The sequence below is a fragment of the Rhizobium sp. P2_G2 genome (genome assembly GCF_056403555.1).
The window spans coordinates 21,200-47,310 of sequence record NZ_JBFUFF010000025.1 but is presented as its reverse complement, the minus strand read 5'-3'; the positions used below and the strand labels follow the sequence as shown (position 1 = coordinate 47,310).

23 protein-coding genes are annotated in these 26,111 nt (G+C 61.5%); 8 read left to right on the top strand and 15 right to left on the bottom strand.

Annotation, left to right across the window (positions count from 1 at the left end):
- Positions 1-65: 65 nt before the first annotated feature.
- Genes AC1D06_RS18970 through AC1D06_RS18960 form a run of 3 tightly spaced genes read right to left on the bottom strand, consistent with a single transcriptional unit; the run spans position 66 to position 3,317 of the window.
- Entirely contained in the window at positions 66-1,106 is a 1,041-nt protein-coding gene (locus AC1D06_RS18970) for an ABC transporter permease (RefSeq protein WP_477987436.1), read from the bottom strand.
- Between the two features lie 22 nt (positions 1,107-1,128).
- On the bottom strand, positions 1,129-2,670 hold the full coding sequence (locus tag AC1D06_RS18965; RefSeq protein ID WP_477987434.1) for a sugar ABC transporter ATP-binding protein: 1,542 nt from the start codon (positions 2,668-2,670) through the stop codon (positions 1,129-1,131).
- Complete coding sequence (locus tag AC1D06_RS18960; RefSeq protein ID WP_477987433.1) at positions 2,667-3,317, bottom strand: DUF2291 family protein; 651 nt, start codon at positions 3,315-3,317, stop codon at positions 2,667-2,669. The genes AC1D06_RS18965 and AC1D06_RS18960 overlap by 4 nt, the downstream gene beginning before the upstream one ends.
- 827 nt (positions 3,318-4,144) lie before the next feature.
- On the opposite strand from AC1D06_RS18960, the gene AC1D06_RS18955 reads away from it, so the two are divergent.
- From AC1D06_RS18955 to derI, 6 genes are all read left to right on the top strand, one after another.
- Positions 4,145-5,716, top strand: coding sequence for an FGGY family carbohydrate kinase (locus tag AC1D06_RS18955; protein ID WP_477987432.1), 1,572 nt, complete (start codon positions 4,145-4,147; stop codon positions 5,714-5,716).
- Positions 5,717-5,776: 60 nt separating this feature from the next.
- Entirely contained in the window at positions 5,777-7,282 is a 1,506-nt protein-coding gene (locus AC1D06_RS18950) for a glycerol-3-phosphate dehydrogenase (RefSeq protein ID WP_477987431.1), read from the top strand.
- An 8-nt stretch (positions 7,283-7,290) separates the two neighbouring features.
- Positions 7,291-8,223 (top strand): sugar phosphate isomerase/epimerase family protein, encoded by a 933-nt coding sequence (locus AC1D06_RS18945; RefSeq protein ID WP_477987430.1) that lies wholly within the window; start codon positions 7,291-7,293, stop codon positions 8,221-8,223.
- Positions 8,224-8,595: 372 nt separating this feature from the next.
- On the top strand, positions 8,596-9,534 hold the full coding sequence (locus AC1D06_RS18940; RefSeq protein ID WP_477987429.1) for a sugar-binding transcriptional regulator: 939 nt from the start codon (positions 8,596-8,598) through the stop codon (positions 9,532-9,534).
- 57 nt (positions 9,535-9,591) lie between these two features.
- Entirely contained in the window at positions 9,592-10,362 is a 771-nt protein-coding gene (locus tag AC1D06_RS18935; RefSeq protein WP_477875893.1) for a triose-phosphate isomerase, read from the top strand.
- 11 nt (positions 10,363-10,373) lie between these two features.
- On the top strand, positions 10,374-10,829 hold the full coding sequence (derI, locus tag AC1D06_RS18930) for a D-erythrulose-4-phosphate isomerase (protein ID WP_477875894.1): 456 nt from the start codon (positions 10,374-10,376) through the stop codon (positions 10,827-10,829).
- 88 nt (positions 10,830-10,917) lie between these two features.
- Here the strand turns inward: derI and AC1D06_RS18925 are convergent, their stop codons facing one another.
- Together AC1D06_RS18925 and oiaX are read right to left on the bottom strand one after the other, a co-directional pair.
- Positions 10,918-12,228 (bottom strand): four-carbon acid sugar kinase family protein, encoded by a 1,311-nt coding sequence (locus AC1D06_RS18925; RefSeq protein WP_477987428.1) that lies wholly within the window; start codon positions 12,226-12,228, stop codon positions 10,918-10,920.
- 300 nt (positions 12,229-12,528) lie between these two features.
- The gene (gene oiaX, locus AC1D06_RS18920) at positions 12,529-13,785 is read right to left on the bottom strand and encodes a 3-oxo-isoapionate-4-phosphate decarboxylase OiaX (protein ID WP_477987427.1); all 1,257 of its coding nucleotides are present in this window, start codon (positions 13,783-13,785) and stop codon (positions 12,529-12,531) included.
- Positions 13,786-13,932: 147 nt separating this feature from the next.
- On the opposite strand from oiaX, the gene AC1D06_RS18915 reads away from it, so the two are divergent.
- Positions 13,933-14,649, top strand: a complete 717-nt coding sequence (locus AC1D06_RS18915; protein ID WP_477875897.1) for a transcriptional regulator NanR — start codon at positions 13,933-13,935, stop codon at positions 14,647-14,649.
- A 66-nt stretch (positions 14,650-14,715) separates the two neighbouring features.
- Here AC1D06_RS18915 and AC1D06_RS18910 read toward each other — a convergent pair whose 3' ends face one another.
- The 8 genes from AC1D06_RS18910 to AC1D06_RS18875 all read right to left on the bottom strand — a co-directional run bounded on the left by AC1D06_RS18910 (position 14,716) and on the right by AC1D06_RS18875 (position 23,609).
- The gene (locus AC1D06_RS18910) at positions 14,716-14,997 is read right to left on the bottom strand and encodes a hypothetical protein (RefSeq protein ID WP_477987426.1); all 282 of its coding nucleotides are present in this window, start codon (positions 14,995-14,997) and stop codon (positions 14,716-14,718) included.
- Between the two features lie 252 nt (positions 14,998-15,249).
- The gene (gene apnL, locus AC1D06_RS18905) at positions 15,250-17,124 is read right to left on the bottom strand and encodes a D-apionate lactonase (protein ID WP_477987425.1); all 1,875 of its coding nucleotides are present in this window, start codon (positions 17,122-17,124) and stop codon (positions 15,250-15,252) included.
- A 229-nt stretch (positions 17,125-17,353) separates the two neighbouring features.
- Complete coding sequence (locus AC1D06_RS18900) at positions 17,354-18,391, bottom strand: Gfo/Idh/MocA family protein (protein ID WP_477875900.1); 1,038 nt, start codon at positions 18,389-18,391, stop codon at positions 17,354-17,356.
- A gap of 1 nt (position 18,392) precedes the next feature.
- On the bottom strand, positions 18,393-19,460 hold the full coding sequence (locus tag AC1D06_RS18895; protein ID WP_477987424.1) for an ABC transporter permease: 1,068 nt from the start codon (positions 19,458-19,460) through the stop codon (positions 18,393-18,395).
- Complete coding sequence (locus AC1D06_RS18890) at positions 19,460-21,004, bottom strand: sugar ABC transporter ATP-binding protein (protein WP_477987423.1); 1,545 nt, start codon at positions 21,002-21,004, stop codon at positions 19,460-19,462. Before AC1D06_RS18890 ends, AC1D06_RS18895 begins: the two co-directional genes overlap by 1 nt.
- 3 nt (positions 21,005-21,007) lie before the next feature.
- Positions 21,008-21,646, bottom strand: a complete 639-nt coding sequence (locus AC1D06_RS18885) for a DUF2291 family protein (protein WP_477987422.1) — start codon at positions 21,644-21,646, stop codon at positions 21,008-21,010.
- Positions 21,647-21,722: 76 nt separating this feature from the next.
- The gene (locus tag AC1D06_RS18880; protein ID WP_477987421.1) at positions 21,723-22,664 is read right to left on the bottom strand and encodes a substrate-binding domain-containing protein; all 942 of its coding nucleotides are present in this window, start codon (positions 22,662-22,664) and stop codon (positions 21,723-21,725) included.
- A gap of 117 nt (positions 22,665-22,781) precedes the next feature.
- The gene (locus AC1D06_RS18875) at positions 22,782-23,609 is read right to left on the bottom strand and encodes a phosphogluconate dehydrogenase C-terminal domain-containing protein (protein WP_477875905.1); all 828 of its coding nucleotides are present in this window, start codon (positions 23,607-23,609) and stop codon (positions 22,782-22,784) included.
- Between the two features lie 239 nt (positions 23,610-23,848).
- Between AC1D06_RS18875 and AC1D06_RS18870 the strand changes: the two genes are divergently transcribed.
- A complete protein-coding gene (locus AC1D06_RS18870) occupies positions 23,849-24,121 on the top strand; it encodes a type II toxin-antitoxin system Phd/YefM family antitoxin (protein WP_477875906.1) in 273 nt (90 codons plus the stop codon).
- 84 nt (positions 24,122-24,205) lie between these two features.
- Here AC1D06_RS18870 and AC1D06_RS18865 read toward each other — a convergent pair whose 3' ends face one another.
- Both AC1D06_RS18865 and AC1D06_RS18860 read right to left on the bottom strand, forming a co-directional pair.
- On the bottom strand, positions 24,206-25,270 hold the full coding sequence (locus AC1D06_RS18865; protein ID WP_477875907.1) for an ABC transporter ATP-binding protein: 1,065 nt from the start codon (positions 25,268-25,270) through the stop codon (positions 24,206-24,208).
- A 4-nt stretch (positions 25,271-25,274) separates the two neighbouring features.
- Positions 25,275-26,108, bottom strand: coding sequence for a carbohydrate ABC transporter permease (locus AC1D06_RS18860; protein ID WP_477875908.1), 834 nt, complete (start codon positions 26,106-26,108; stop codon positions 25,275-25,277).
- Positions 26,109-26,111: the final 3 nt, after the last annotated feature.

The following is a 26,111-nucleotide window of genomic DNA, read 5'->3' as shown; positions in this document are numbered from 1 at the left end:
CATGCTTGCCGTGGCCGGCCATTGACCGACTGCGGCGAAGTTCCATTCAGTCGCTGCCATTGCCGTCAGCGGCGACTGTATTTGATGCTGTTGAGCAGGACCGCGAGCACGATCACCGCACCTGTGAAGACCGTCTGCCAGTAGGCGGAGACACCGACAATCACGAGACCGTCCGAGAGAAAGCCGATGACGAAGGCGCCGAGCATGGTGCCGACCACCGTGCCGCGGCCGCCGGTCAGCGCCGCGCCGCCGATGACGACAGCGGCAATCGCGGTCAGTTCGTAGGAGCCGCCGGCGGTGGGGCCGGCCGAGGTCAACTGGGAGGACAGGACCAGGCCGGCCACCGCCGCGCAGATGCCGGAAAGCACGTAGACGGTGATCTTTACGCGCTTGACCGGCACGCCGGACAGTTCGGCGGCGCGCTCGTTGCCGCCCGAAGAATAAAGCCAGCGGCCGAAGGCTGTGCGCGACAGCAGGATGGCGGCGACGATGGCGAAAACGGCCAGCGTGATGACGCCGATCGGTACGCCGCCCAGGCGGTTGAAGCCGAGCCAGTCGAAGCCGGTATTGCCAAGTTCTGGACGACCGCCAAGGTTATTGTAGGTCAGGCCACTGGTGATCAACAGCGCAATGCCGCGCGCCACATAGAGCACGCCCAGCGTGGCGACGAAAGCCGGTACCTTGAGGTAGGCGATCAGCACGCCGTTGACCGCGCCGACGACGGCGCCAAGCAGGCAGGTCAGCACCACGACCACCCAGACCGGCGGATAAAGGATGATGCCGAATTGCTCGATCATCACACCCTGCATCAGGAAGCCGGCGATCACGCCCGACAGGCCAAGCGTCGAACCCACCGAAAGATCAATGCCGCCGTTAAGGATCACCAGCAACATGCCTATGGCAAGCAGGCCGTAGATCGCGACATGCGAAGCCATGATCAGGAAATTGCTGAGCGTGAAATAGTTCGGCGACAGGACCGAGAAGACGACGACGATGGCGATCAGCGCGAAGAAAGCGCGGCCGTCGAACAGGCGCTCGATGAACCCTTTCTTGCGCCTTCCAGCCGAAACGGCGGCTTTGCTGTCGGATGCGGTTGTGACTGCCATTCTGATCGCTCCTCCGCCCAGGCTAGTGTGTGACCACAGCTTCGCCCGAAGCAGCCATGATTTGTTCCTTGGTCGCGTCCGGACCGAATTCCGCCGAGATGCGGCCGCGCCGCATGACGATGATGCGGTGAGCGATGCTCAGGCATTCGCCAACTTCCGACGTGGTGTAGATGACGGCGAGGCCGGTCCTGGCGCGCTCGGCGAGCAGCCGGAAGACCTCGGCCTTGGCACCGATGTCGATGCCGCGGCTCGGCTCGTCGAGCAGCATCACTTCGGGCTCGGTCGCCAGCATCTTGCCGATCACGACCTTCTGCTGGTTGCCGCCCGACAGCGAGCCGATAGGGGCCGCACCACCGTCGGTCTTGATATGGACCTTCCGGATGGACTCACCGACCAGCCCAGCCTCCCGGGCGAAAGAGGTGAAGAGACCGCGGGTGAACGCGCCGAGACTGGCAAGCGACAGGTTCTTACCCACGCTCATGGTCTGCACCAGCCCGTCGCGCTGCCGGTCTTCCGGAACCAGGACCAGACCGTCCTGGATGCATTGTGGAATCGACTGGCCGGTGATGTCGCGGCCCTTGAGCAGCACCTTGCCCGCCGTCGAGCGCAGCTTGCCGGCCACCGATTCCAACAACTCGGTGCGCCCGGCACCCATAAGCCCATAGATGCAGACTATTTCGCCGGCGCGAACAGACAGCGACAGCTTGTCGACGACCGAGAAATGCGCGCCGGACGGATCGGGCACTGTCAGGCCCTCGATGGCAAGCGCCACGTCGCCCATCTGATAGCCCGTCGGCGGCGAGCCGAGATCGAAATTGTCGCCGACCATGTGCCGGACGATCCATTCGAGATCGATATCCTTGCGTTGCGCGTAGGCGGTCATCGTGCCGTCGCGCAGCACCACGGCATGATGGGTGATCTGCAGCGCTTCTTCGAGATGATGCGAGATATAGACAATGGAGACGCCGCGGCTGGTGAGGTCGCGGATGACCTTGAACAGCACCTCGACTTCCGTCGCCGACAGCGCCGAGGTCGGCTCGTCCATGATCAGGATGCGCGAATTGACCGACAGTGCGCGGGCGATCTCGACGATCTGCTGCTGGCCGAGGCGCAGGTCCTCGACCTTGGTCAAGGGGTCGATATTCTCTTCCAGTTCCTTCATCAGGAGCCGCGTCTGGCGCTCTTCCTCGGCGAAATCGACGCCGGTCGGCGTGGTGATCTCGCGGCCCATGAAGATGTTGTCACGCACATTCATGTTGGGCGCGAGGCTGAGCTCCTGATGGATGATGGAAATGCCATGGTCGCGGGCTTGGGAGGATGACGCGAACGCGATCTGCTGGCCATCGAGAATGATGTCGCCTGACGTCGGCGGCACGACGCCGGAAAGGATTTTCATCAAGGTCGACTTGCCGGCGCCGTTCTCGCCGAACAAGGTCGTCACCTGGCCGCGATGGATATCGAAATTGACGCCCTTGAGGGCATGGATGCTGCCATAGGACTTGGCGACATTGCGCGCGGCCAGCACGACTTCGCCCTTTTGTCCGTTTTCGACGACCTCGCTCATTTGACGTCGAACCTCACCGGCGTGACAATCCAGTTCTTCGGATTGATGAGCTTGAAGACACCGACGACGCTGACCGTCTTGCCGGTCAGAGTGTTGGGGTCGATGCCGGCGAGAATCTTCTTCTTGACCTCGTTGTTGATGGCTGAGCCGGCATCCTGGTATTCGATCTGGTTGGTGAACTGGCCGAACTGGATTTTTCCGGTGGCGTCACGCAGATCCGTGCCGTTCAGCGCCGGGCCGGTCTGGACCCGAACGGTGATTTCCGGCGGCAGGCCGTCGATCTTGAACGTGTTGAAATTCGACTTACGCTCGCCCACAACGCCAGTGAAAGAGACCGGAAGAACAGGCCCGGTCGATGTCGCCACGCCATATTTCGCGCCGGCTGCCTTCTTGTCGGCCATTACGGCCTTGGCGAGGTCGGCCGCGGGCACCGCGCGCTTCTCGACATCCGCCTTGATCTCTGGGAACTGCTTCTCGCCAAAGCTTTCAGGCGAGAATTTCTGCTCACGCACATCATGCGCCGAGCCGATCTTCACCACCGTCGTATCAAGCGCCATGGCCGCGACCAGAACCACCACCGCGGCGATGCCAATCCAGCGATAGGTCTTGGAAGACGCGGCAGATTTTCGTTTGGCGTTGTCAGTCATGTCCGGCGACCGTGGATGTGGCAAAGACTATCGAGGAGCATCAAGGCAGGGCGTCAGCTTCGGTATCGCTCGTGATCCGGCACGCTCGCTGCCTCACGCAGGCAAATGCCTGTCTGGGTGGGGCACGGCGATGTGCCCGGTCTCCGGCAAAGCTCCACAATGTCCTCCCATCAAATATGCCGGACCCGTCTCTGTGACCGGCCTGACATGGCAGCGCATGCATTGTTGCGCTGCGATATCTGCATGTTAGATGCAGCAAAAGATATGTTAAGTTATCATAGGCTGTCAACGGTCGATTTTGCGTTTTTTGGGGCTCAGCACATTTGAGCGGGTCGCAGACACTCCTCTTTCTCCAGTCACGGAGCGCATCTTTTTGCTGCTGCAAAATTCTCTGAATGACTTCTTCGGCGCTGCAAAAAATTACGATGACTTTCCGATATCTTTATCAATATATTGATTATAAACATATATTTTCGGGGCTCTCGCAACACTCGCGCACCAGCGTCGATAAAGCGCGCTGGAAAACCAAGCCCCATCACGCGTCCCGCCTCGCGGCTTCCTCGCTCGCATTTCTTTCCATTCGGATTTCATCACATATGAAAAAAAATACGCAACGAGAAAAATTTTACGCGACATACGATAACTTTGTGATATGTTTTCAAGTGAAATTAGAGAATGATATGTTATGTTGACTGCAGGACGGTTTCGCCGCCGCCCGCTGCGCATGCGATTGTCATGAACGCCATCGCGCCGCCGGCACGTCTCGACGACTATGGGGAGGATGAAATGCTGTTTTCCTGGCAGTTCCTGTCTGCCTCGACGCTCGAATGCCCCAGGAAGGTGACGGTGTGACGGACGAGGCGGATCTGATCATCGGCATCGATGCCGGCACGTCCGTGATGAAGGCCGTCGCTTTCTCGACCTCGGGGCGGCAAGTTGCCAGTGCATCCGTGCGCAATTCCTATCACGTCGGCGACGGTGGCGCGGTCACGCAATCACTCAACCAGACCTGGGCCGATTGCGTCCGCGCTTTGCTGCTGCTGAAGGACAGGGTCGAGCGGCTGGCACAGCGGACGGCCGCGATCGCTGTGACTGGGCAGGGCGACGGCACCTGGCTGGTCGGCGCGGACAATAAGCCCGTAACCGATGCCTGGCTGTGGCTCGATGCTCGTGCGGCACCGACGGTTGAAGAACTCGCAAACTCCGGAGCGGATCGCGCCCGCTTCGAAGCTACCGGTACCGGGCTGAACACCTGTCAGCAGGGCAGCCAGATGGCGCACATGCAGCGCCATTGCCGCGAGCTGCTCGACCGTAGCGAAGTGGCGCTGCACTGCAAGGACTGGCTCTATCTCAACCTGACTGGCGTGCGCGCCACCGACCCTTCCGAAGTGAGCTTCACCTTCGGCAATTTTCGTACCCGACAGTATGATGACATCGTGCTCGATGCGCTCGGCCTACGACAGCGCCGGGCCTTGCTGCCCGATGTGATCGAGGGCACGGAGGGCACCCACTCGCTGACGGCAGACGCTGCTGCTGCCTGTGGGCTCAAGGCCGGCACACCCGTCTCACTCGGCTATGTCGATATGGCGATGACGGCGCTCGGTGCCGGCGTCCGCAGTGGCGGCATGAACGCCGCCTGTTCCGCCATAGGCTCGACCGGGGTGCATCTGCTCGCCAAATCGGTGGATGACGTGTTCCTCAACAGCGAGCGCACCGGTTATGTCATTGCGCTGCCCATTCCCGGCATCGTCACCCAAGTGCAGACCAATATGGGGGCGACGATCAATCTCGATTGGCTGCTGCAGCTCGGCGCCGATCTGCTGGGCGAATTCGGCGTCGAGGTCGAGCTCGGCGACATGATCCCGCGCATCGACGCCTGGTTCGCGGCCAGCAAGCCGGGCGCGGTGGTCTATCATCCCTATATTTCAGAAGCCGGCGAACGTGGTCCGTTCGTCGACGCCAAAGCGCGCGCCAATTTCAGCGGCCTCTCCAGCCGGCATCGTTTCCCCGATCTTGTCCGGGCGGTGATCGAAGGCTTGGGCATGGCGACCTGCGATTGCTACTCCGCCATGGGGGCGCTGCCATCGGAGCTGCGCGTCAGCGGCGGTGCCGCGCGATCCGCAGCCCTGCGCAACACGCTGGCTGCCGCCATCGACGCACCTGTGCGTGTCTCGTCGCGCGAGGAAGCCGGTGCCGCCGGCGCCTCGATGATGGCGGCCGTGGCGATCGGCGCCTATCGCAGCATGGACGATTGCATTGCCGATTGGGTAACGCCGCATCTCGGGGTGGCCGAGCTGCCTGCTTCGGCGGATGTCGAGCGCATGGCGCGCCTGTTTGTTGCCTATGGCGAGATCCGCCGCGGCATTGCGCCGGCCTGGGGCATCCTCGCTGGGCGCTGACAAATTTCGATCGATGCCTGGCCGGTCGCGCAAGCGATGCCGGGCGACAAGGAGACACGCATGACGCAAACCTACGATCTCTTCGTGATCGGCGGCGGTATCAATGGCGCCGGCATTGCCCGCGATGCGGCTGGTCGCGGCCTGTCGGTGGTGCTTTGCGAGAAGGACGATCTGGCGGAGGGTACGTCATCGCGGTCCGGCAAGCTGGTGCATGGTGGTCTGCGCTATCTCGAATATTACGAATTCCGGCTGGTGCGCGAGGCTTTGATCGAGCGCGAAGTGCTGCTCAAGGCCGCGCCACACATCATCTGGCCGATGCGCTTCGTGCTGCCGCATAGTCCGGAGGATCGCCCGGCCTGGCTCGTGCGGTTGGGACTGTTTCTCTATGACCATCTCGGCGGTCGTAAGCGCTTGCCGGGAACCCGCACGCTCGATCTCCGCCGCGATCCGGAAGGCATTCCGATCCTCGACCAATATACGCGCGGCTTTGAATATTCCGACTGCTGGGTGGATGACGCCCGCCTCGTCGTGCTCAATGCCGTCGGCGCGGCGGAAAAGGGGGCCGTGGTGCTCACCCGCACACCGGCCGTCTCCGCCCGGCGCGAGGGCAAGCTCTGGACGATCACGACCAGGAACAGCCTGACGGGCGAAACCTCGACCTATAAAGCAAAATGCCTGGTCAACTGCGCCGGCCCTTGGGTGTCGGATGTCATCGGCCGTGTTGCCGGCTCCAACTCCAGCCGCAACGTCCGTCTGGTCAAGGGCTCGCACATCATCGTGCCGAAATTCTGGCAGGGCGCCAATGCCTATCTGGTGCAGAACCACGACAAGCGGGTGATCTTCATCAACCCCTATGAGGGCGACAAGGCGCTGATCGGTACCACCGATATCGCCTATGAAGGCCGCGCCGAGGATGTCGCGGCGGACGAGAAAGAGATCGATTATCTGCTCGCCGCCGTGAATCGTTACTTCAAGGAAAAGCTGCGCCGGCAGGACATTATCACCACATTCTCCGGCGTCCGGCCGCTGTTCGACGACGGCAAGGGCAATCCTTCGGCGGTGACGCGCGACTATGTCTTCGACCTCGACGAGACGGGCGGTGCGCCGCTGCTCAATGTCTTCGGCGGCAAGATCACCACGTTTCGCGAACTGGCCGAACGCGGCATGCAGCGGCTCAAGCACATTTTTCCAAACATGGGCGAGAACTGGACCGAGCATGCGCCGCTGCCGGGTGGCGACATGGCGAACGCCGACTATGAGACCTTTGCCAACAGTCTGCGCGACGCTTATCCCTGGATGAACCGCGGGCTCCTGCATCACTATGGCCGGCTCTACGGCACCCGCGCCAGGGACGTCGTCGGCCGGACCATCAGCCTGGAGGGCTTGGGCCGCCATTTCGGCGGCCAGTTCTATGAGGCGGAAGCCCGCTACCTGGTCGCCCGCGAATGGGCGCAGACGGCCGACGACATCCTTTATCGCCGCACCAAACATTATCTGCACCTGACGGAAGCCGAACGCGACCAGTTCCGCCAGTGGTTTTCCTCCGTCCAGCTCGCCGCCGCCTGAGGAAGACCATGGCCCTGACGCTTTCGCTCAACACCAATCCGCTGGTGAACCGCTTCGCCGATCCGGACGACCTGATCGACACGGTGGCGCGTGAGCTGAGGCTGCGCGACCTGCAGCTGACGCATGAATTCATCAATCCGAGCTGGCCTGCTTCGACCATTCGCCGCCTGACCCGGCAGATGCGGGCCGCACTCGACCGCACCGGCATGCGCGTCACCTCCGGCATGACCGGCCCCTATGGCCGGCTCAATCATTTCGGCCATCCGGATGGCGAGGTCCGGCGCTACTATATCGACTGGTTCAAGATCTTCGCCGATATCACCGGCGATCTCGGCGGCCATTCGGTCGGCACGCAGTTCGCCATCTTCACCTACAGGGATTACGACGATCCGGCCCGGCGCGAAGAGCTGATCAGGATCGCCATCGATTGCTGGGCGGAAGTGGCCGAGCACGCCAAGGCGGCCGGTCTGTCCTATGTCTTCTGGGAGCCGATGAGCATCGGCCGCGAATTCGGTGAAACGATCGCCGAATGCATCGCCCTGCAGGACCGCCTGACGACCGCCGACATGGCCATTCCCATGTGGATGATGGCCGATATCGACCACGGAGATGTCACTTCGGCCAATCCCGATGACTACGACCCCTATGCCTGGGCGCGCGCGGTTCCAAAAGTCTCGCCGATCATCCACATCAAGCAGAGCCTGATGGACAAGGGCGGTCATCGGCCGTTCACCACCGAGTTCAACGCCAAGGGCCGTATTCATCCCGCGCCTCTGCTCCAGGCCTTCGCCGAAGGCGGTGCGGTGGATAATGAAATCTGCCTGGAACTGTCTTTCAAGGAAAGGGAGCCCAACGATCGGCAGGTCATCCCGCAAATCGCTGAAAGCGTGGCCTTCTGGGCGCCGCATATCGATACCGGCGCGAGTGATCTCAAGGTTTAAGGATCGAGCGGATGGAAACCAAGGCAACGCTGACCCTTCGAGGGCCCATTCCGCTTCGCGTCGTGGGGCGCCTCGGGGTGAGGGAGAATGGGGTGCTCGCTGTGCCACAAGCACGCTTGCAGCAAGGGGAGATTGAGGCACCTGCACTGCCACACTCTCGACCTCACCCTGAGGTGCCCTATGACGCGAAGCGGAATAGGGCCTCGAAGGGTCCATCCCAAGCACAACGAAAAAACCGCTGCGCTACGAGCCACCTTCTCCCCAATGGGAGAAGAGGAAAGGCGCTGGCCTCACAACGAAGCCAATGCTTGCAATGTCGAAAGACAGACAGTTATCCGTCTTGCCTTCAACGCATGTCCGGAGCCTCCTACGATGAATGACAATGACGACTCCCTCGCCGTGAGAGCGGCCTGGCTCCACTATGTCGGCGGCTTTACGCAATCGGCCGTGGCCAAGCGGCTGGGCGTGCCCTCGGTGAAGGCGCATCGGCTGATCGCCAAGGCGGTGGCTGACGGGATCGTCAAGGTCAGCATCGATGGCGATATTTCCGAATGCGTCAATCTCGAAGTGGACCTGTCGACGCGCTACGGGCTCAAATATTGCGAGGTGGCGCCGGATGTGGATGAGGATGGCTTGGCGCTGACGACGCTCGGCCATGCCGGCGCCAGCTTCCTGCGCCGGGAGATCGAGCGCGACGATGTGCAGGTGATCGGCCTTGGCCATGGCCGGACGCTCTCCGCCGTGGTTCACTATCTGCCACGCATCACTGCCGGCGCCACCCGCTTCGTGTCGCTGCTCGGCGGCTTGACACGCAACTACGCCGCCAATCCCTATGATGTCATGCATCGCCTGGCGGCGAAAACCGGTTCGCAGGCCTATGTCATGCCGGTGCCCTTCTTCGCCAACACGGCCGAGGATCGGGAGGTATTGTTGTCGCAGCGCGGCGTCCGGGACGTTTTCGATCTCGCCGACGCGGCCGACCTCAAGCTGCTCGGCATCGGCACGGTCGATAGCCAGGCGCATCTGGTGACCTCGGGCATGCTGGAACCGAATGAACTCGCCGAGATCGCTGCCCTTGGCGGTGTCGGTGAAATGCTCGGCCATTTCTTCGATCGCAAGGGCCGGATTCTCGAGACTTCGGTGACGGCGCGGACACTCGCGGCATCTTTCCTCGAAAATCGCGATGACAGGATCGTGGCGATCGCCGGTGGGCCGGTAAAAACCGAAGCTATTCGCGCTGTTTTGCACAGCAACAAGCTACATGGCTTGATTACCGACGAAAGAACAGCCAAAGCATTGCTGGCAGGGTGATTATACCATCACCACATGATATGATGTGTCGATGCATATGGCAACGGAGACGAATGGATGAGCGCTGAGCGCAAAGCCTGGATTGGCACGAGCTGGAAGATGAACAAGACTTTCGCCGAGGCGAAGGCATTCGCGGACGCGCTTGTGGCTGCAGATGCAGCGCGCGATCCGCGCATCCAGCGTTTCGTGATCCCGCCCTTCACGGCCGTGCGGGAGGTCAAGGCGATTCTGGCCGGCGCATCCGTCAAGGTCGGGGCGCAGAACATGCATTGGGCCGATCAAGGCGCCTGGACCGGTGAGGTCTCGCCAGTGATGCTTAAGGATTGCAATCTCGACATTGTCGAGCTCGGCCATTCCGAGCGGCGCGAATTTTTTGGCGAGACGGATGAAACGGTCGGCCTGAAGACGGAAGCCGCGGTCCGGCATGGGCTGATCCCGCTGATCTGCATCGGCGAGACGCTTGCCGACCGCGAGGGCGGCCGTGCTGCGGAGGTTCTGGCGCGCGAAGTGCGCGGCGCGCTTGGAAAATTGAGCGGCGAGCAGAAGAAGGCGGAAATCCTGCTCGCCTATGAGCCCGTCTGGGCGATCGGCGAAAAGGGCATTCCGGCCACGGCCGACTATGCCGATGCCCGTCAGGCCGAAATCATCGCTGTCGCGGAAGAGGTGCTCGGCCGCCGCATCCCATGCCTATATGGCGGCTCGGTCAATCCCGAGAACTGCGAAGAGCTGATCGCATGCCCGAATATCGACGGGCTGTTTATCGGCCGCTCGGCCTGGAAGGTCGAGGGCTACCTGGGCATCCTGGCGCGATGCGCCGCGAAACTCTGAAGGAGAAAGTCATGAAACTTGCTGTTGCCGGTGACAGTGCGGGCGAAGGCCTCGCAAAAATCCTCGCCGAACATCTGAAGGACAAGCACGAGGTGCATGAAGTGTCGCGCACCGATGCCGGCCCGGATGCCTTTTACGCCAACATCGCCGACCGGGTCGGTTCGGCGGTCCTGGCCGGCGAATATGACCGCGCCATCCTCGTCTGCGGCACCGGCATCGGCGTCTGCATCTCGGCCAATAAGGTGCCGGGCATCCGCGCAGCATTGACCCACGACACCTATTCGGCTGAACGTGCGGCGCTGTCGAACAATGCCCAGATCATCACCATGGGCTCGCGCGTCATCGGCCCGGAACTGGCGAAGAGCATCGCCGACGCCTATCTGGCGCAGACGTTTGACGAAAACGGCCGCTCGGCCGGCAATGTCCAGGCGATCAACGCGGTCGACGCGAAGTACAAAGCGAAGTGACGTGGAACGACGAAGCGGGGCCAGAGCCTCGCTTCGTTTCAACAGGCTGTGGCCAGAGCCTTCGCAGGCTGACAGCGAGGGCTCGACATCAGTTTTGCTTGCCGCTGCGGATCATCGAGAAATAATCATCTCCGCCGACCTGGCCGCCCTTGAGGGCGATCTGTAATCCGTCCGCGCCGCCGCCATGCGCGATGCAGAGCGGCGAGCCGGGCGTCTGTGGCAGCGGCATGGTCAGTGTCAGTGCTGAGATACCCATCTCGCCCAGCGCGTGGCTCGACGTATCGCCGCCGGCGACCACGGCGCGTTTCAGGCCTGCGCGCGCCACCAGTTCGCGCTGGATGCGGCCGAGCGCCTTGCCGATGCGATGCCGGGCACCGGCGGACGTGTCGATCTCGCCGCCGCGATCGGCAGTCGGGCCGAGCGCCGTATAGAGAATGACACTGCGGCCGGCCAATAGAACGGCGATACCGGCATCGATGGCCCTGGTGATTTCATCATCATTGGCAGCCAGCGCGACCGGGTCGAGCGGGATGCCATCGAAGCCATTGGCCAATGCATGGCGGATTTGTCGCTCCGTGGTCGGCGAGACGCTACCAGAGACAACGGCGATCCGGTCGACCGCGCCGGCGTCGGAAAATTGTGGCTTCTCTCCGATCAGACCAGCCGTCCGCCAGGCCGGGATCAGCGCATATTCGACGCCGGACGAGCCGCAGACGAAGCGGCTTTTGTCACGCAGCGCGTTCCACAGCAGATCGCCCGCGGCCGCCTGCGTGGCCGCATCGAGCACGTCGATCAGCAGGATGTCCGTCTCGACACCGGCCTGCTGCCTGGCACCGGGCGTCAGGACGGCGACATTGTCGATCGAGGCGGAAGCAAGGTTTGTCTGGCGCGCCAGGTGCTTCAAAATATCGGCCTCGTCCATCGGCGTGACCGGGTGTCGGCTCATCACCGGATGCCGGTCGATGCGGTAGTTGCGTCCCTGGTAAGCGGCGAAGAGCTGGCCGAAAGCGGTGTAGCGGCGGATTTGTGGCGAACCGACGATCAATGGAACGACTGCCTCGCTGAACAACTTGCGCCCGATCTCGATGGCGCGGCCGATATTGCCGATTGCCGGGCTGGAATCGAAGGTGGAGCAAACCTTGTAGTGGCAGAGCCCGGCATTCAGCGTCTTCAGCCACTGGAACGCTTCAGTCAGATGCACATCCATCCACTCGGGCGTCTCGCTGCGGCTGGTCCCAGCAAGGCCGAAAGCTTGCGCGGTCGAGAAGCGGGACAGGAGCGACACGTCAGGCTGGCGAAGAAACAGCACCGTGTCGATGCCATTGGAGGCAAGCGCTTCCATCGCATCGGTCGAGCCGGTGAAATCGTCGCCGTAGAAACTGATCAATGGGGTGGACAAGGTCGTGTCTCGCTGTTGATGTTGTAGTTCAATTTCGCGTGCCATCTGAGTGCAAATGGCGTTTTCACCCCTCACCAACTTCGGCCAAGGGTTCGCAAGTGCTCTCCCGGCCTTCGTATCCTCTCCCGCAAGGGGCGAGGAAAAACTCACGGCTCCCGCTCTGCCTCAAGCGAGACCGGTGATCGTGGCACCCTGCCTCGCCCCTTGCGGGAGAGGATAGCAAGCCCGCGAGAGCGTAAGCGATCGCTTGGGCGCACTTGGTGAGGGGTAATGACGCTCGAATGTGCATCGATTCAGATCTCACGCAGCCTTCCCGTCGGCAAACTTCTCGATCGACTGTGCCAGCTCACGATGCTCCTTCGCGTACTCCTCGAGTGCAATCCCGGCCACTGCCGCCTCCCAGGCCTGCTGCACCGCCTTCACCCCCGCCCCCGGTCCGCTGGGATGGCTGACGATGCCGCCGCCGCAGAGGTAGAGCAGATCGGTCGAGCCGCCGGTTGCGGCAATCGTGTCCGGCGCCTGACCGCCCCACTGACCTGAGCAGACCACCGGCATGGCAATGTCGCGCTCTGTGAACAGCGGCGTGCTGACCGCCTTGTAGGAGCGGACGAAACTCTCATCCGGCTCCCAATATTTGGCGCGGATGCCGTTGATCTGGAACTGGTCGACGCCCAGCAGCCGCCAGAATTGCTGCCAGACAGAGAATTCGAAGCCCAGGCCCGGATGGCGCGTGAGAATGTCCCAACCGTTGCGATGGCCATGCAATGCCAGCCCGGAGCGCTTGCGCAGGAAGGACATGCCGCCGAAACCGATGGAATTGATGTTGACGACGGCGGCATTGCCGCCGGCCTGGAGCACCATGTCGTGGTTGCGCATCATTTCGTCAGGATCGGTATGGCTAATGCCAAAGGCATACATGACCTTCTTGCCGGTCTTCTGCTCGTGATCGAGGATGCGCGGCATGATCGCGGCGACCCGCTCCTTGAGCGGCGAATAGGCCGGGCTCATCAGTTTCTCGTCGTCCTTGATGAAATCGACACCAGCCTCGATCAGCTCGCCGACCATCTCTGCCGTCTCATGCGGCCGCAATCCCAGGGCCGGCTTGACGATCGTGCCGATGATCGGCCGTTTCTCGACGCCGGTCAGCCGGCGGCTGCCGGGAATGCCCAATTGCGGGCCGGGATAGGCGGCGGCGAATTCCTGCGGCAGCTTCATGTCGACGATGCGGATGCCGGTCAGCCCCTTGATCGAAAACACGCCGCCGATGGCGATGGTCATCAGCGCCGAGAGGTCCGTTCCGATCGCATCCATGGGAAAATCCACGTCGGCGTCGGCGCGGTTGAAGCGTCGCGCCGCGGCGCCCTCATCTGGGAAGGATGGCTTGTCGGTGTCCGGCAGCGGCCGGATGGCGACGACGCGCGCAGCAACCCGCGCCTTCAACTCCTCGGTCTCGCCCGGAACCGCGACGAACGTGCCCGTCGACTGGTCGCTGGCGATCTTGTTGGCCATCGCCTCCACCGAGCCGGGCGTTTCTATCCTGTATGTCAGGCGGATCATGGCATCCTCCTCGCCCATGGCGTCGGCTTGCAGCTTCATCGAAACTGGTATAATGAGTATTTATGTGAATACAAGTCGCGCCGCTGCAAAAGCGGTGGTGCGTCGGACAATTTATGTATAAAAAAGCCTGTCATTCCCAGGTGATCCATGAACATTCCTTCCGAGCCGATCCTCCGCAGAAAACTCTCCGATGAAGTTTTTGCCCGCCTGAAATTGCTGATCGAAAACGGGGAATTGAAGGCCGGCGACGAGATGCCGTCCGAGCGCGAGCTGATGGAGCGCTTCGGCGTCGGCCGTCCGGCGATCCGCGAGGCCATGCAGGCGCTGGCCGGCAAGGGCCTGGTCGAAATCTCCCATGGCGAACGTGCCCGCGTGCTGCAGGTCACCGCGGAATCGATCTTCCGCCAGGTCGACCTGCCGGCCAAGCTGATGCTGTCGGGCTCGGCAGATTCGCTCGAACATCTGAAAAGTGCTCGCATCTTCTTCGAGCGCGGCATGGTGCGCGAGGCGGCCGGGAAGGCCACCGCCGATCAGATCGCGGAATTGCGCGCCCGCCTCGCCCGGCAGAGCGAAAATCTCGGCAATTCCGAAGCCTTCATCAATGCGGACATGGCCTTCCACCAATATATCGCCCAGATTTCCGGCAACCCGATCTTCGCCGCCGTCAGCGAAGCCATGCTCGGCTGGCTGAAATCATACCATACGGAAATGCTGATCTGGACCGGGCGCGAGAACTATACGCTGGCCGAGCATGAGGAAATCATCCGCGCGATCGAGAAGGGCGATCCCGATCTCGCCGAGAAGGCGATGATCAAGCATCTCGAGCGATCACGGGCGCTATATGCGATGAAGGCGCAGGGCTAAGGCTGCTCTTTTTTCGTCACCGGATGAATCGGTTTGTCGTTTTGGTGGCCTCAATACGGTGGCCGTTCACTTCTTGTGAGGAAGGTTGATGCTTTTTATTTTTTTTAAAGTCGCCTCATCAAAAACTTCGACGAAAGAGCCCGTCGGAACCGAGCCATCGAATAGAACTGGATGCATCATCGATAACACCTGATCGGGAGAATTGGTGTAGATGTAAATCGAGAAAAAGCCCTCGCCTGCTTCATCGCCGTCGACATTCCCCGCATTGCCAATATCGCTTCCGAGTCGATCTTCCAGGTCGTAGAAACCGAAAGTCTCCCCTTCAGCGCCGAAGGTGGAATCGCTCAACTTTACATTTATCTTAATGAGATTGGTTTCGTTTGCCCGGCTCGGAATCGGAGACAGGCATAGCATCGCGCCGATCGCGATTGATATAATCCTATTCATTGTCTGGATCACGCCCCCTCAACCATGCCACTTGATTGGCCGAAATGTGTTAAGCGAGGTGCATTGCCGTCGCAAGATCGCATGATTGGCAACGGTATTTATCCCGGCCTTTCGGGAGTGATGGCGCAAACCAACCGCCGACATTTTCTGGAGTTAACGTGTGACGCGCGCGCAACCATACGGGCCAAGCACGATGGTATCAGTCGCACTGGTAGCGCGGAATTCACCGTCCATGACCTCGACCGCTCGCGCGCCGTCGAGCACAACCCTCTGGGTCTCCGGCGTCGTATTGGCTAGCAATAGTGTCGTCGCCGTCGCCAGGCCGACCACTGCATCCGGGCGCGAACTCTCGATAATGTGCAACGCCTGGCCTGATAGGGCACCGAGCGCGGCGATCAACGCAGCCAGTGGCCGCAAGGAATCTGCGTCTGCTGGTTCGCCTCCCCCGGCGACCAGTCCGAACGGCCCGGCCAGCGTCGACAGCGTCAGCACTTCAAGACCGGCCTCCGGCACCGTCGCGGCATAGGCTAGCGTCCAGGCCGCACCGAACTGACCGGCGTGTCGCGGGTCGACATTGGCCATCGGGATGCGCGACAGCGCCGGATTGTCCTTGGTGGCGCTGCCATAGGGGTTCTGGCGCATGGCAATGGTGGAAGGACCGATGCGATAGGGCTTGTCGCCGTAGATTGCACGCACGGATTTCACCACATAGCGCAACGCCTCGAAAGTCTGCATGACCGAGAGATCGTCGGCGGCATGCACGATCGGGTTGGTGCAATGGCTGACATAGTCGATCAGGTCGTTCGGCACGCGCTTGCGGTTGAGCTCGGTGAAATAGGAAAGCATGCCGCCGCCTAGCCGGACGCCTGGAAAAGCGTTTCGCGCAGCAGCGTAGATGTCTTCGAGCGGCGGGCAATCGGGCCATTTGCTGCCGGGCGGCGTCGATTGGCGGTCCACGGCAGGGCTGACGAACAATGTGTCGAGCGCGAGACCGGCCTGCTTGACCATATCCGCGATATCGCCCAGCTCCATGTCGAGAGGACGGATGCAGGGCACCGCAAGCTCCAGCGTCACCCTCAGCCCGGAAGCTTTCGCCAGTTCGGCATAGCCCTTGAGCGCCTCGATGCCGTGACCGGCAATCGGATCGAAATGGGCGATCAGATGGCGGGCGCCGATTGCCTTCAGCGCATCGAGCGCCGCAAGCTCCTCCGCACGGCATTCCGGCCTCAGACCGATGCCGATATCCGGCAGAGGCACGCCGGTTTTCTTGATCGTCAGGTGGACCGGCGCATCGTTAGCGACAGCGGCAACCGCGTCGCCGGTGACACGAATGTCGACGGTCACCTTCTGCCGCAACGGCTCGCCCTTGCGGACCAAATAGGGCCAGGGCAACGCCAGCGGCCGCACATAGGTCTTATAGGACCCATCCGTCCAATTGCGCTGATCCTCCATCTCGAAGACGTCGCCCTCGAAACGGGTTTCCGCTGAAATGCCCTTGGCGACGGCATGGGTGATCGCCGTCATGTCCATGAACGGCTGCCAGGGATCGATGAGTTCTGGCCAGTGTGAATGTTCGATCGAGCCGTCGCTGTGCTCGACCGACACCGGCTGGCCGGCGACGCCGTTCAATGGGTGGAGCACGGTGAAGCCGGCGCGGGCGGTCTCGAAATCGGCATCGCTCACGCCTTCCGCTTCGAAGACCAGCGTGCCACCGGCCGAGGCAAAGATACGCATGCGGCAATCGAGATTGGCGCCTGATGGCGCGGCATAACGGGCTCGGTAGCGCACCGAAAATTGTTGATGACCACTTTCGATTGACAGGTCGGTGAATTCGGCCTTGCAGGTACCCCAGTCTTTGTCGCGGACGAGGAAGGAAACGGCGCGCAGCACTTCATGGCCCATGAAGCGGATGGTCCGGAGGTTGCCGTCCTGGAGGGTGACCGTGAGGGGGCCGGCGGAGAGTTCACGGTTTTCGGGTTCAGGTTCGGCTGTGCCGTAGAGGGCGAATGTCGATTGATCAATGGTCACGGTACCCTCCATGAAACTTAGAATTCTCGGCCACCCCCCTCTGCCCTGCCGGGCATTTCCCCCTCAAGGGGGGAGATTGGCAAGCGGCACGCTTCCCGCCCAAAACCTCTGTCGAGCACAGGGCGTGGGCCAGAAGTTTGTGGCAGAGCGGCGCCCCATCCAATCTCCCCCCTTGAGGGGGAGATGCCCGGCAGGGCAGAGGGGGGTGAGCCACTTGCACCCCCAGAAATCACCCCAGCAGCGTCTTCAATTCCACCGTCTGCCCCTTCTCGGCGCTCAGATAAGCTGCCTCCACCAGCGCAAACGTCTTCAGATTATCATGCCCCGACGTGTCCGGTTCCTTGCCTTCCGCCAGCCTTTCCGCCCAGTGCTTTTCGATCAGCGCCACGCTCTCCTGCACATTGTGCCACGGCTTCGTCGCCCAGGGCAGCAGGTTGGGTTCGACAGAACGGCGGTCGGCATGGCCGGACTTGTTATAGACAACGAGCTGATAATCCTTGTTGAGCCGGATCGTACCCTCGGAGCCGTCGATTTCGACCAGCGTTTCCGGGAACTGCTCTTCCGGCAGGAAGGTGCTGTAACTGCAGTCGACGATGGAAGTGATGCCGTTTTCATGGCCGAGCAGCATGGTGGCGACGTCCTCGCCGGCAATGTCGGGGCGTACCCGCGTGGTGCGCGCGGTCATGGTGGCGACATCGCCGAACAGGAAGCGGGCGATGTCGAGCGCATGGATGCCGAGGTCCTCGACGATGAAGCGCTTGCCCTTGGCGAGATAGGGCTGGTTGGCGAACACGTCATAGCCGGAGCGGAACGATACCCGGCCCCAGAATGGCTTGCCGATCACGCCGCTTTCCAGTGCTTTCCTGGCTTCGAGAAGCGGCGTCTGCCAGCGGAAATTCTCATGCACCATCAGCGGGATGCCAGCATCATCGGCGGCCTTGACCATGGCCTTGGCGTCATCGAGGTTGAGCGCGAAGGGTTTCTGGCAGATGGTCGGCACCTTGTGTTTCGCCGCCAATTCGACCAGCGGCTTGTGGCTGCCGACCGTGGTGGCGATGTCGACGAAATCGAAGCCGCCATCGGCGAACATCTTTTCCGCGTCGTCATAGCGCCGCGCTACGCCGAATTCGTCGCCGACGATGCGCAGCCGCTCAGAATCCTTGTCGCAGATGGCGACGATCTCGACCGTATCGAGGTCCTGCCAGCCATGCATCTGGTTGATCGCGAAAAAGCCGCAGCCGATCACGGCGCCTTTAAACTTAGCCATTTCAATTCGCTCTCTTTGCCATCTGCATCAGCGTCACCCGCTGCTGCAATCGGCGCTGTGCCTGATCAACCACCACCGCAACAATGATGACAAGCCCTTTGATCACCATCTGCCAGAAAGAGCTGACGCCCATCATGACCAGGCCGTCCGACAGGATACCAATGACGAAGGCGCCGATGATCGTGCCGCCGATCGTGCCGCGTCCGCCCGACATCGACGTGCCGCCGAGCACGGCCGCCGCGATCGCATTGAGCTCGAAGGATTCGCCCGTGGCCGGATGCGAGGCCATCAGGTCGGACGAGATCACCAGACCGACAATGCCCGCACAAAACCCGGAGAACATGTAGACGAACATTTTGACGCGGTTGACGCGGATGCCGGACATGCGAGCGGCGCGCTCATTGCCGCCAACGGCAAAAATATGCCGGCCGAGCGGCACGTAGCGGGCGAAATAGGCCGCCACCAGCGCCACGACGATCAGGATCCACACCGAGACCGGCAGGCCGAGGATCTTGCCGGCACCGAGGAAGCCGAAGCCGGTATTGTCGAGATCCGGCTTACCGACGAGATTGGGAAAAGTCTGGCCGTCGGAGGAAAGCAGGGCGAAGCCGCGCGCCACATAGAGCGTGCCCAGCGTGGCGATGAACGGCGCGACATTTAGCCGGGTGATCAGCAACCCGTTGATGGCGCCGATGACGATGCCGACCACCAGCACGATGAGCGAGACTTCGAAAATGTTGAAATAGACGGTGTAGCCGATCGGCAGCTGGATGCCGTGCAAAATCAGACCGCCGGCGACCATGCCGCAGAGGCCGACGATCGAACCCACAGAGAGATCGATTCCGCCAGTGACAATGACGAAGGTCATGCCCATGGCGAGAAAGGCGTTCTGCGCCACATGCTTGGACATCAGCAGCATGTTCTCGGTCGATAGGAAGTTCGGCGCGAAGATCGAGAAGAAGACGATGACGGCGATCAGCGCGATGAAGGTCCGGAGCTTCATCAGAAGAAGCAGGAAGGAGCCGCTCGTCTGGCTGCTTGTGCCGGAAGTTTCGGTCACGGTCGTCATCAGGCATGGTTCCTTTTGCTTTTATGGCCCTCGGCCGAAGCCGAGACGATCATCTCCTCGGTGGCGTCCTTGCGGTCGACGACCGTGATCAGTCGGCCATTGCTCATCACGGCGATGCGGTCCGACAGCGCCATGACTTCTTCGAGGTCTGAGGTGGAAAACAGGATGGCCAGTCCTTCGCTTGCCAGCCGCCGCATGGTGCGGAACACATCCGCCTTGGCGCCGACATCGATGCCGCGGCTGGGCTCGTCCATCAGCAGCACTTTCGGCCCGGTCATCAGCGCCTTGCCGATGACCACCTTCTGCTGGTTGCCGCCCGACATAGAGGTGACTTCGAAATCGGGATTGCGCGCTTTGATCGAGAGGTTGCGGATCGCTTCGCCGATGGCCCGCTTTTCGCGGTTGAGGTCGATATGAAAACCACCGCGGACGAACTGGCCAAGGCTTGCCAGTGTCAGGTTGCCGGCGATCGACATCGATTGCACCAAGCCCTCGCGCTGCCGGTCTTCGGGGATCAGGGCGATACCTTCCTTGATGCGGCAGGTCGTATCATGGCCACGCAGTTGCTTGCCGTCGATGAAGACCTGGCCGGTATAGTGATCGTAACGACCCATAATGCATTCGAAGAGTTCGCTGCGGCCGGCGCCCATCAGACCGTAGATGCCGAGAATCTCGCCCTTGCGCACCGAAAGTGACACATGATCGACGGCATAGCCGCCTTGCGCCCGCGGCAGGCAGATATCCTCGACGCGGATCACCTCTTCGCCCAGCGCATGTTCGCCCTGTTTGGCGAAATCCTTGGCGTCGGAGCCGATCATCGAACGAACGATCCAGCGCGTGTCGATATCCCTAACCATGGCATGGCCGGTGATCTGGCCGTCCTTGAGCACAGTGATGTAATCGCCGATCCGCATCAGCTCTTCGAGCCGGTGCGAGATGTAGACGATCGCCACGCCCTTTGACTTGAGGTCGGCGATGACGCGGAAGAGGATATCGACTTCGGCGGCGCTGAGTGCCGAGGTCGGCTCGTCCATGATCAGGATGCGGCTGTCGAGCGATACGGCGCGGGCGATTTCGACCAGCTGCTGCTGGCCGATCGGCAGGTCTTCAGCCAGCGTCTCGGCGGAAATGCCGGCCTCCAGGCGATTCAGAAATTCATTGGCCTTGGCGACCTGCGCCTTGTGGTCGATGCCGAGAGCACCGCGGGTGATTTCGCGCGTCGCGAAAATGTTCTCGGCAACGGAGAGATTGCCGAAGAGGTTGAGCTCCTGGAAGACGATGCCGATACCGTGCTTGACCGCGTCAGCGGTACCGCTGAGTTCGACCTTCTGGCCGTCGAGGAACATTTCGCCGAGCGTCGGCTGCTCGACGCCGGCGATGATGCGCATCATCGTCGACTTGCCGGCGCCATTCTCGCCGACCAGCACGTTCACTGCGCCCCGCCGGAGCTTGAGGTTGGCCTTCTTCAGCGCGACAATGCCGGAATAGGCCTTGGTGATGTCGCGCAGTTCAAGGATCACATCGCCGTCATCGATCTCGGCCATGGCTCAGCCCCCGATCGTTATCGTCGCCGGGACGAATTGCGGCAGGTCGGTGCCCGACGGCAGCGGGAAGGCACCGAGCGCCTGAACCTTCTTGCCGACGAGATTGTCACGCGGCAGCTTTTCCAGCACGGTCTTGTTGACATGCAGATTGAACGACTTGCCGAACTGCGCCCATTCGATCTGGTTCTTGAACGCGTTGAAGTCGACGAAATCGAGCGTGTCGCGCAGCGCCGTGCCGCGGATCGCGGGGCCGATGAAGATGCGCACGTCGGCTTTCTTGTCGGCATTGACGTCGACATCGACGTAAGCGGCGCGCGACGTGGTCTCGGCGGCGACAACAGTGCCGTCGACCTTGGCGACATAGGCCCAGGGCGCGTTGCCCACCTTTTCCCTGTGTCCGTATTTGGCGCCCGCCGTATCCGAATTCTTGGCAATTTCGGCCATGACATCGGGGAAATTGCCCGCCTTCTTGTCGAGATAGGGCACGACCTTGGAATCCCAGATCTCCGCGACGCGCTTGTCGGGGTCGAAGGCGGTTGCCGCGGCCTGCTTCTGTTCGTCGGCGGTCTTGACGAACTTGCAGCCGGCAAGCGCCAGCATCGAAGCGAGCGCGACGAAGGCTATGGCCTTGATCTCGGGCATGGAATGGAAACTCCAACAATCAAAACGGATGCAGGGCGGCGCAAGCCACCCCGCATCGCAGACCCCAAGGGAAGGATCACTTGCTCAGCGCAAAGGTTTCCAGCTTGCCGGCATTGTCGGCGGTGATCAGCACGCAATCCATCAGCTGCTTTTCTTCGGCCGGCTTCTTGCCGCCCTTGATGAAGGCGTCCGCCTGCTCGACCGCCAGCTGCGACTGGGCATAGGCCGGCTGCAGCACGGTGGCCTTGATGCCGCCCGACTTGATCGAGTCGCGCACGTCGTTGGAGCCGTCGAAGCCGACGACGATCACGTCCTTCTTGCCGGCCGCCTGGAGAGCGGCGATCGCGCCCATGGCCATGGTGTCGTTGCCGGCGATCACGCCCTTGATGTTGGGATTGGCCTGCAGGATGGTTTCCATCTTGGAATAGGCTTCCGTCTGGCTCCAGTTGGCCGACTGCTGGGCGACCATCTTCATATCCGGATAGTCATCCATGACGTCATGATAGCCCTTGGAACGGATGCCGGCATTGGTGTCGGATTCCTTGCCGGTCAGCTCGACGAAATTGCCCTTTTCGCCCATCAGCTTGACGAATTCCTGGCCGCCGAGCTGTGCACCCTGATAGTTGTTGGAAACGATCTGCGCGACGGCAACGCCGGACGCATTGATTTCGCGGTCGATCAGGAAGGCCGGGATGCCGGCATCCTTGGCCTTCTGGACAGCAGCGACAGATGCGTCAGCACCAGCATTGTCGAGGATGATCGCCTTGGCGCCGCGGCCGATGGCCGTGTCAATTAATTGGCTCTGCTTGGAAGCATCGTCGTCATGGACCATGACGAGCGTGTCGTAACCGAGCTCCTTGGCCTTGGCTTCGGCGCCGACGGCTTCGGCCTTGAAGAACGGGTTGTCGTGGCTGGGCGTGATGATGGCGATCAGGTCCGCGGCAAAAGCCGGCATTGCAACGCCGGCGGCCATGATGGCGGCGAAACCGGCGATCGTCAGTCTACGTGTGATGTTCATGCTTCTCTCCTCCGTGTTAGGCGCGGGCAGCCCTTATCTTTGGCGTCAGGTGCCGTGATCCCACGCGATCAAGCGGCCGGCGCACCCCCGCACCGGCCGAAATTCGAACCTGAAAGATCAGGTAATCCGCTGGATGCTGGCGGCGATCTCTTCCGGCTCGAAGACGCGCTTCCAGTCGTCGCGCATCAGCACCGGTTTGCCGAACTCGATCGCCTTGTTGCAGGCATCCGAGAACACGCCCTGGACCTCTTCGAAGATCACGGCGCCGAGCACATTCATGTGACCAAGCAGGAAGTCGCGGGCGGCTTCCTTCGGCACGCCGCGGCGGACGCATTCTTCCATGGCTTCGCGCATGATGACAAGCAGCGAAGCGCAGACGGTTTCGGACAGACCGGGCTCCAGCAGCGCCATCTGTTCGACGGTCACACGGTGCGAGCGCATCACCGGCGCCCAGATCGTCTTGGCGATTTCCTCGCCCAGCGCATAGGCGCTTTCGGGGCCCTGCATCAGCGCCGAGACGATGTGTTGCTTGGCATAGAGGCCACCAAAATGGTCATGGATCGCCTGCGGATCTGTCTCGTCGTTGAAGATCGGCGGATGGCAGGGATGGGTGACGAAATAGGTGAGGTCGTCGCGCTGCGGCAGGTGGCCGGCAAAAGGTGCTGCGGCATCGAGCGCGATCACGATCGTGCCAGCCTTGAGCTTGTCGTTGATGCCGGCGGCGACCTTGCCGATCGCCGTATCCGGCACAGCGAGGATGACGACGTCAGCGCCATTCAGGCCATCGTCGGCGGAAACACAATCGAGGCCGAGATCATTCTTGAGGCGCGCCCTGCCGGCATCACTGACTTCGACATGGCGCACGTCAAAACGCGAGCCCTTGAGATTCTTCGCCAGCCGATAGCCCATTTTGCCGCCAGCACCGAAGAGTGCGATCGATGTCATTGCTGACCTCCCTGGATTGTCGCCTTTGGATGGATCGCCGGCGCGTTGTCGTGTGCGCAGGTTTTCGCCTGCTCCTGGATTGGTCATATCGACAACTGGTATAACATGTCAATGACTATTGGAGATAACATGTCAGCAGACACCACTGACTTCGCGAATTCCTGAATTTGCTCAAAGCTACCCATCTGATTTCTGGCAAATCATCCGGATTTCAGCGACAATCCGGGAGTTCTGGAACTATGGGCGTGCTTGATATGATCCGGGTATCATCGACCGAATTCAGCAAAGGGGCGGAACGCTATCAGGGCATGGCCCTATCTCAACCTGTCATAGTAACGCGCAACGGGCGTGACCATACGGTGACGATCTCCATTGAAGAGTATCGCCGTCTTAAGAGGCGTGACCGCGAAGTATTGGGCATTGAGGATTTCACCGATGCGGACATCGAAACCGTCCGCCGTGCCGAGCCTTCCAAAGGCGCGGAAGGCTTCAATCACGAACTTGATCCATAACGCGCGGCTTTCCCCAATCACGTTCCCGGTATGGTCATTCGCCGTGTCCTCTCACGTAATTCGAGAAACCTCGCGACCGTGCGGCTAATCTACCCGCTGGCCTGCGCTGTCGAACAGATGCAGATATTTGCCCGGGAAACTCACATGCAACGTGCGGCCTGGATCGAGTGCCGCCCGATCCAGCGTGAATGCCTTGAGCGGCAGGCCGTGCAGGGAAAGATGCAGGATGATGCCGAAGCCGGTCGGCTCGACCAGTTCGACATTGGCCTCCAAGCCTTCGCCGCCGAGGACGACATGTTCGGGGCGGATGCCGAGGGTCACGGGAGAATTGGCCTCCACGGGCCTGGGAGCGCCGCTCGGGATGATCGTGCCGTTGGCGAGCCGGAGATCGGCATGATTGTCCGACGATAGATATTTACCCTCGAGGAAATTCATCCCGGGCGAGCCGATGAAGCCGGCGACGAAGAGGTTGGCGGGACGGTCGTAGAGATCGAGCGGTGAACCCACCTGCTGCACTATGCCGCCATGCATGGCGACGATGCGGTCGGCGAGCGTCATCGCTTCGATCTGGTCATGGGTGACGTAGATCGAGGTTGCCTTGAGATCGCCGTGCAGCTTCTTGATTTCGGCACGCATCTGCTCGCGCAGGCGCGCATCGAGATTCGACAGCGGTTCATCGAACAGGAAGGCCTTTGGCTGGCGGACGATGGCGCGACCCATGGCAACGCGCTGCCGCTGGCCGCCGGACAGCGCCTTTGGCCGACGTTCGAGCAGTGGGTCGAGGCCGAGTTTGGAGGCGGCATTGGCGACGGCGCTGGCGATCTTATCCTTCGCCGTCTTCCGCAGTCTGAGGCTGTAGCTCATATTGCCGGCGACGTTCATATGCGGGTAGAGCGCATAGGACTGGAAGACCATGGCGATGTCGCGGTCCTTGGGCGCGAGGTCGTTGACCCGCTTGCCGGCAATGGCGATGTCGCCAGCGGAGACTTCCTCGAGGCCGGCGATCATCCTGAGCAATGTGGACTTGCCGCAACCGGACGGGCCGACAAGGACGATGAATTCGCCGTCCTTGATGTCGAGGTCGACGCCGTGCAGCACCGCGACCTTGCCGAAGGACTTTTGGACATTCTGGATATGGATCGATGCCATGGGTCTAACCTTTGACCGCGCCGGCCGTCAGGCCCTGGACGAGATAACGCTGGATGAGCAGGAAGAACAGGCCGGCCGGGATGAGCGCCATGACGCCGGCCGCCATCATCTGCCCGAAATCGACGGAGAATTTTGACACGAATGTCAGCAGGCCGACCGGGAAGGTCGCCGCGTCATTGCCATTGATCAGCATCAGCGCGAAAAGCAGTTCGCTCCAGGCGGCGGTGAAGACGAAGCCGAGCGTGGCGGCGATGCCGGGCAGCGTCAGCGGCAGGATGATCTGGCGGAAAGCGGTGAATTGCGTCGCGCCGTCGATCATCGCCGCCTCTTCGAGATCCTTCGGGATGCCGTCGAAGAAGGATTGCATCAGGAAGGTGGCGAAGGGCACGTTGAAGGCGGTGTAGACGATCACGAGGCCCGTCAGGCTGTTGGTCAGATGCAGTGGTGACAGGATCTTGAAGATCGGCGCCACCAGCATGACGAGCGGGAACATCTGTGTCAGCAGCATCAAGGCCACGATCCAGTATTTGGCGCGAAAATTGAAACGCGACAGGGCGTAGCCGGAGAGCGAGGCGCAGACTGTGACCGCAATGGCGGTGGAGGCCGAGACGATCAGGCTGTTTTCGAAGAAGGTCGGGAAGGCCGAGTGCTGCAGGACGAAGAGATAATGCTGCCAAGTGGTCTGGGATGGCCACATCCGCACGCCTTCGGTGTAGAGCAGATTGTCAGGTGTCACCGACACTTTCAGCAGCCAGTAAAGGGGGAAGAGCGCGAAGGTGATGTAGCAGAGCAGCGCCAGGCGATGCAGGATGGTGGGAAGGATCAATCGCGGATTCATCGG

Excerpts from the sequence above, each read along its gene's own strand:
- AC1D06_RS18970 (WP_477987436.1), bottom strand. The coding sequence starts at position 1,106 with ATGGCAGTCACAACCGCATCCGACAGCAAAGCCGCCGTTTCGGCTGGA.
- AC1D06_RS18965 (WP_477987434.1), bottom strand. The coding sequence starts at position 2,670 with ATGAGCGAGGTCGTCGAAAACGGACAAAAGGGCGAAGTCGTGCTGGCC.
- AC1D06_RS18960 (WP_477987433.1), bottom strand. The coding sequence starts at position 3,317 with ATGACTGACAACGCCAAACGAAAATCTGCCGCGTCTTCCAAGACCTAT.
- AC1D06_RS18955 (WP_477987432.1), top strand. The coding sequence starts at position 4,145 with ATGCCCCAGGAAGGTGACGGTGTGACGGACGAGGCGGATCTGATCATC.
- AC1D06_RS18950 (WP_477987431.1), top strand. The coding sequence starts at position 5,777 with ATGACGCAAACCTACGATCTCTTCGTGATCGGCGGCGGTATCAATGGC.
- AC1D06_RS18945 (WP_477987430.1), top strand. The coding sequence starts at position 7,291 with ATGGCCCTGACGCTTTCGCTCAACACCAATCCGCTGGTGAACCGCTTC.
- AC1D06_RS18940 (WP_477987429.1), top strand. The coding sequence starts at position 8,596 with ATGAATGACAATGACGACTCCCTCGCCGTGAGAGCGGCCTGGCTCCAC.
- AC1D06_RS18935 (WP_477875893.1), top strand. The coding sequence starts at position 9,592 with ATGAGCGCTGAGCGCAAAGCCTGGATTGGCACGAGCTGGAAGATGAAC.
- derI (WP_477875894.1), top strand. The coding sequence starts at position 10,374 with ATGAAACTTGCTGTTGCCGGTGACAGTGCGGGCGAAGGCCTCGCAAAA.
- oiaX (WP_477987427.1), bottom strand. The coding sequence starts at position 13,785 with ATGATCCGCCTGACATACAGGATAGAAACGCCCGGCTCGGTGGAGGCG.
- AC1D06_RS18915 (WP_477875897.1), top strand. The coding sequence starts at position 13,933 with ATGAACATTCCTTCCGAGCCGATCCTCCGCAGAAAACTCTCCGATGAA.
- AC1D06_RS18900 (WP_477875900.1), bottom strand. The coding sequence starts at position 18,391 with ATGGCTAAGTTTAAAGGCGCCGTGATCGGCTGCGGCTTTTTCGCGATC.
- AC1D06_RS18895 (WP_477987424.1), bottom strand. The coding sequence starts at position 19,460 with ATGACGACCGTGACCGAAACTTCCGGCACAAGCAGCCAGACGAGCGGC.
- AC1D06_RS18890 (WP_477987423.1), bottom strand. The coding sequence starts at position 21,004 with ATGGCCGAGATCGATGACGGCGATGTGATCCTTGAACTGCGCGACATC.
- AC1D06_RS18885 (WP_477987422.1), bottom strand. The coding sequence starts at position 21,646 with ATGCCCGAGATCAAGGCCATAGCCTTCGTCGCGCTCGCTTCGATGCTG.
- AC1D06_RS18880 (WP_477987421.1), bottom strand. The coding sequence starts at position 22,664 with ATGAACATCACACGTAGACTGACGATCGCCGGTTTCGCCGCCATCATG.
- AC1D06_RS18875 (WP_477875905.1), bottom strand. The coding sequence starts at position 23,609 with ATGACATCGATCGCACTCTTCGGTGCTGGCGGCAAAATGGGCTATCGG.
- AC1D06_RS18870 (WP_477875906.1), top strand. The coding sequence starts at position 23,849 with ATGGGCGTGCTTGATATGATCCGGGTATCATCGACCGAATTCAGCAAA.
- AC1D06_RS18865 (WP_477875907.1), bottom strand. The coding sequence starts at position 25,270 with ATGGCATCGATCCATATCCAGAATGTCCAAAAGTCCTTCGGCAAGGTC.
- AC1D06_RS18860 (WP_477875908.1), bottom strand. The coding sequence starts at position 26,108 with ATGAATCCGCGATTGATCCTTCCCACCATCCTGCATCGCCTGGCGCTG.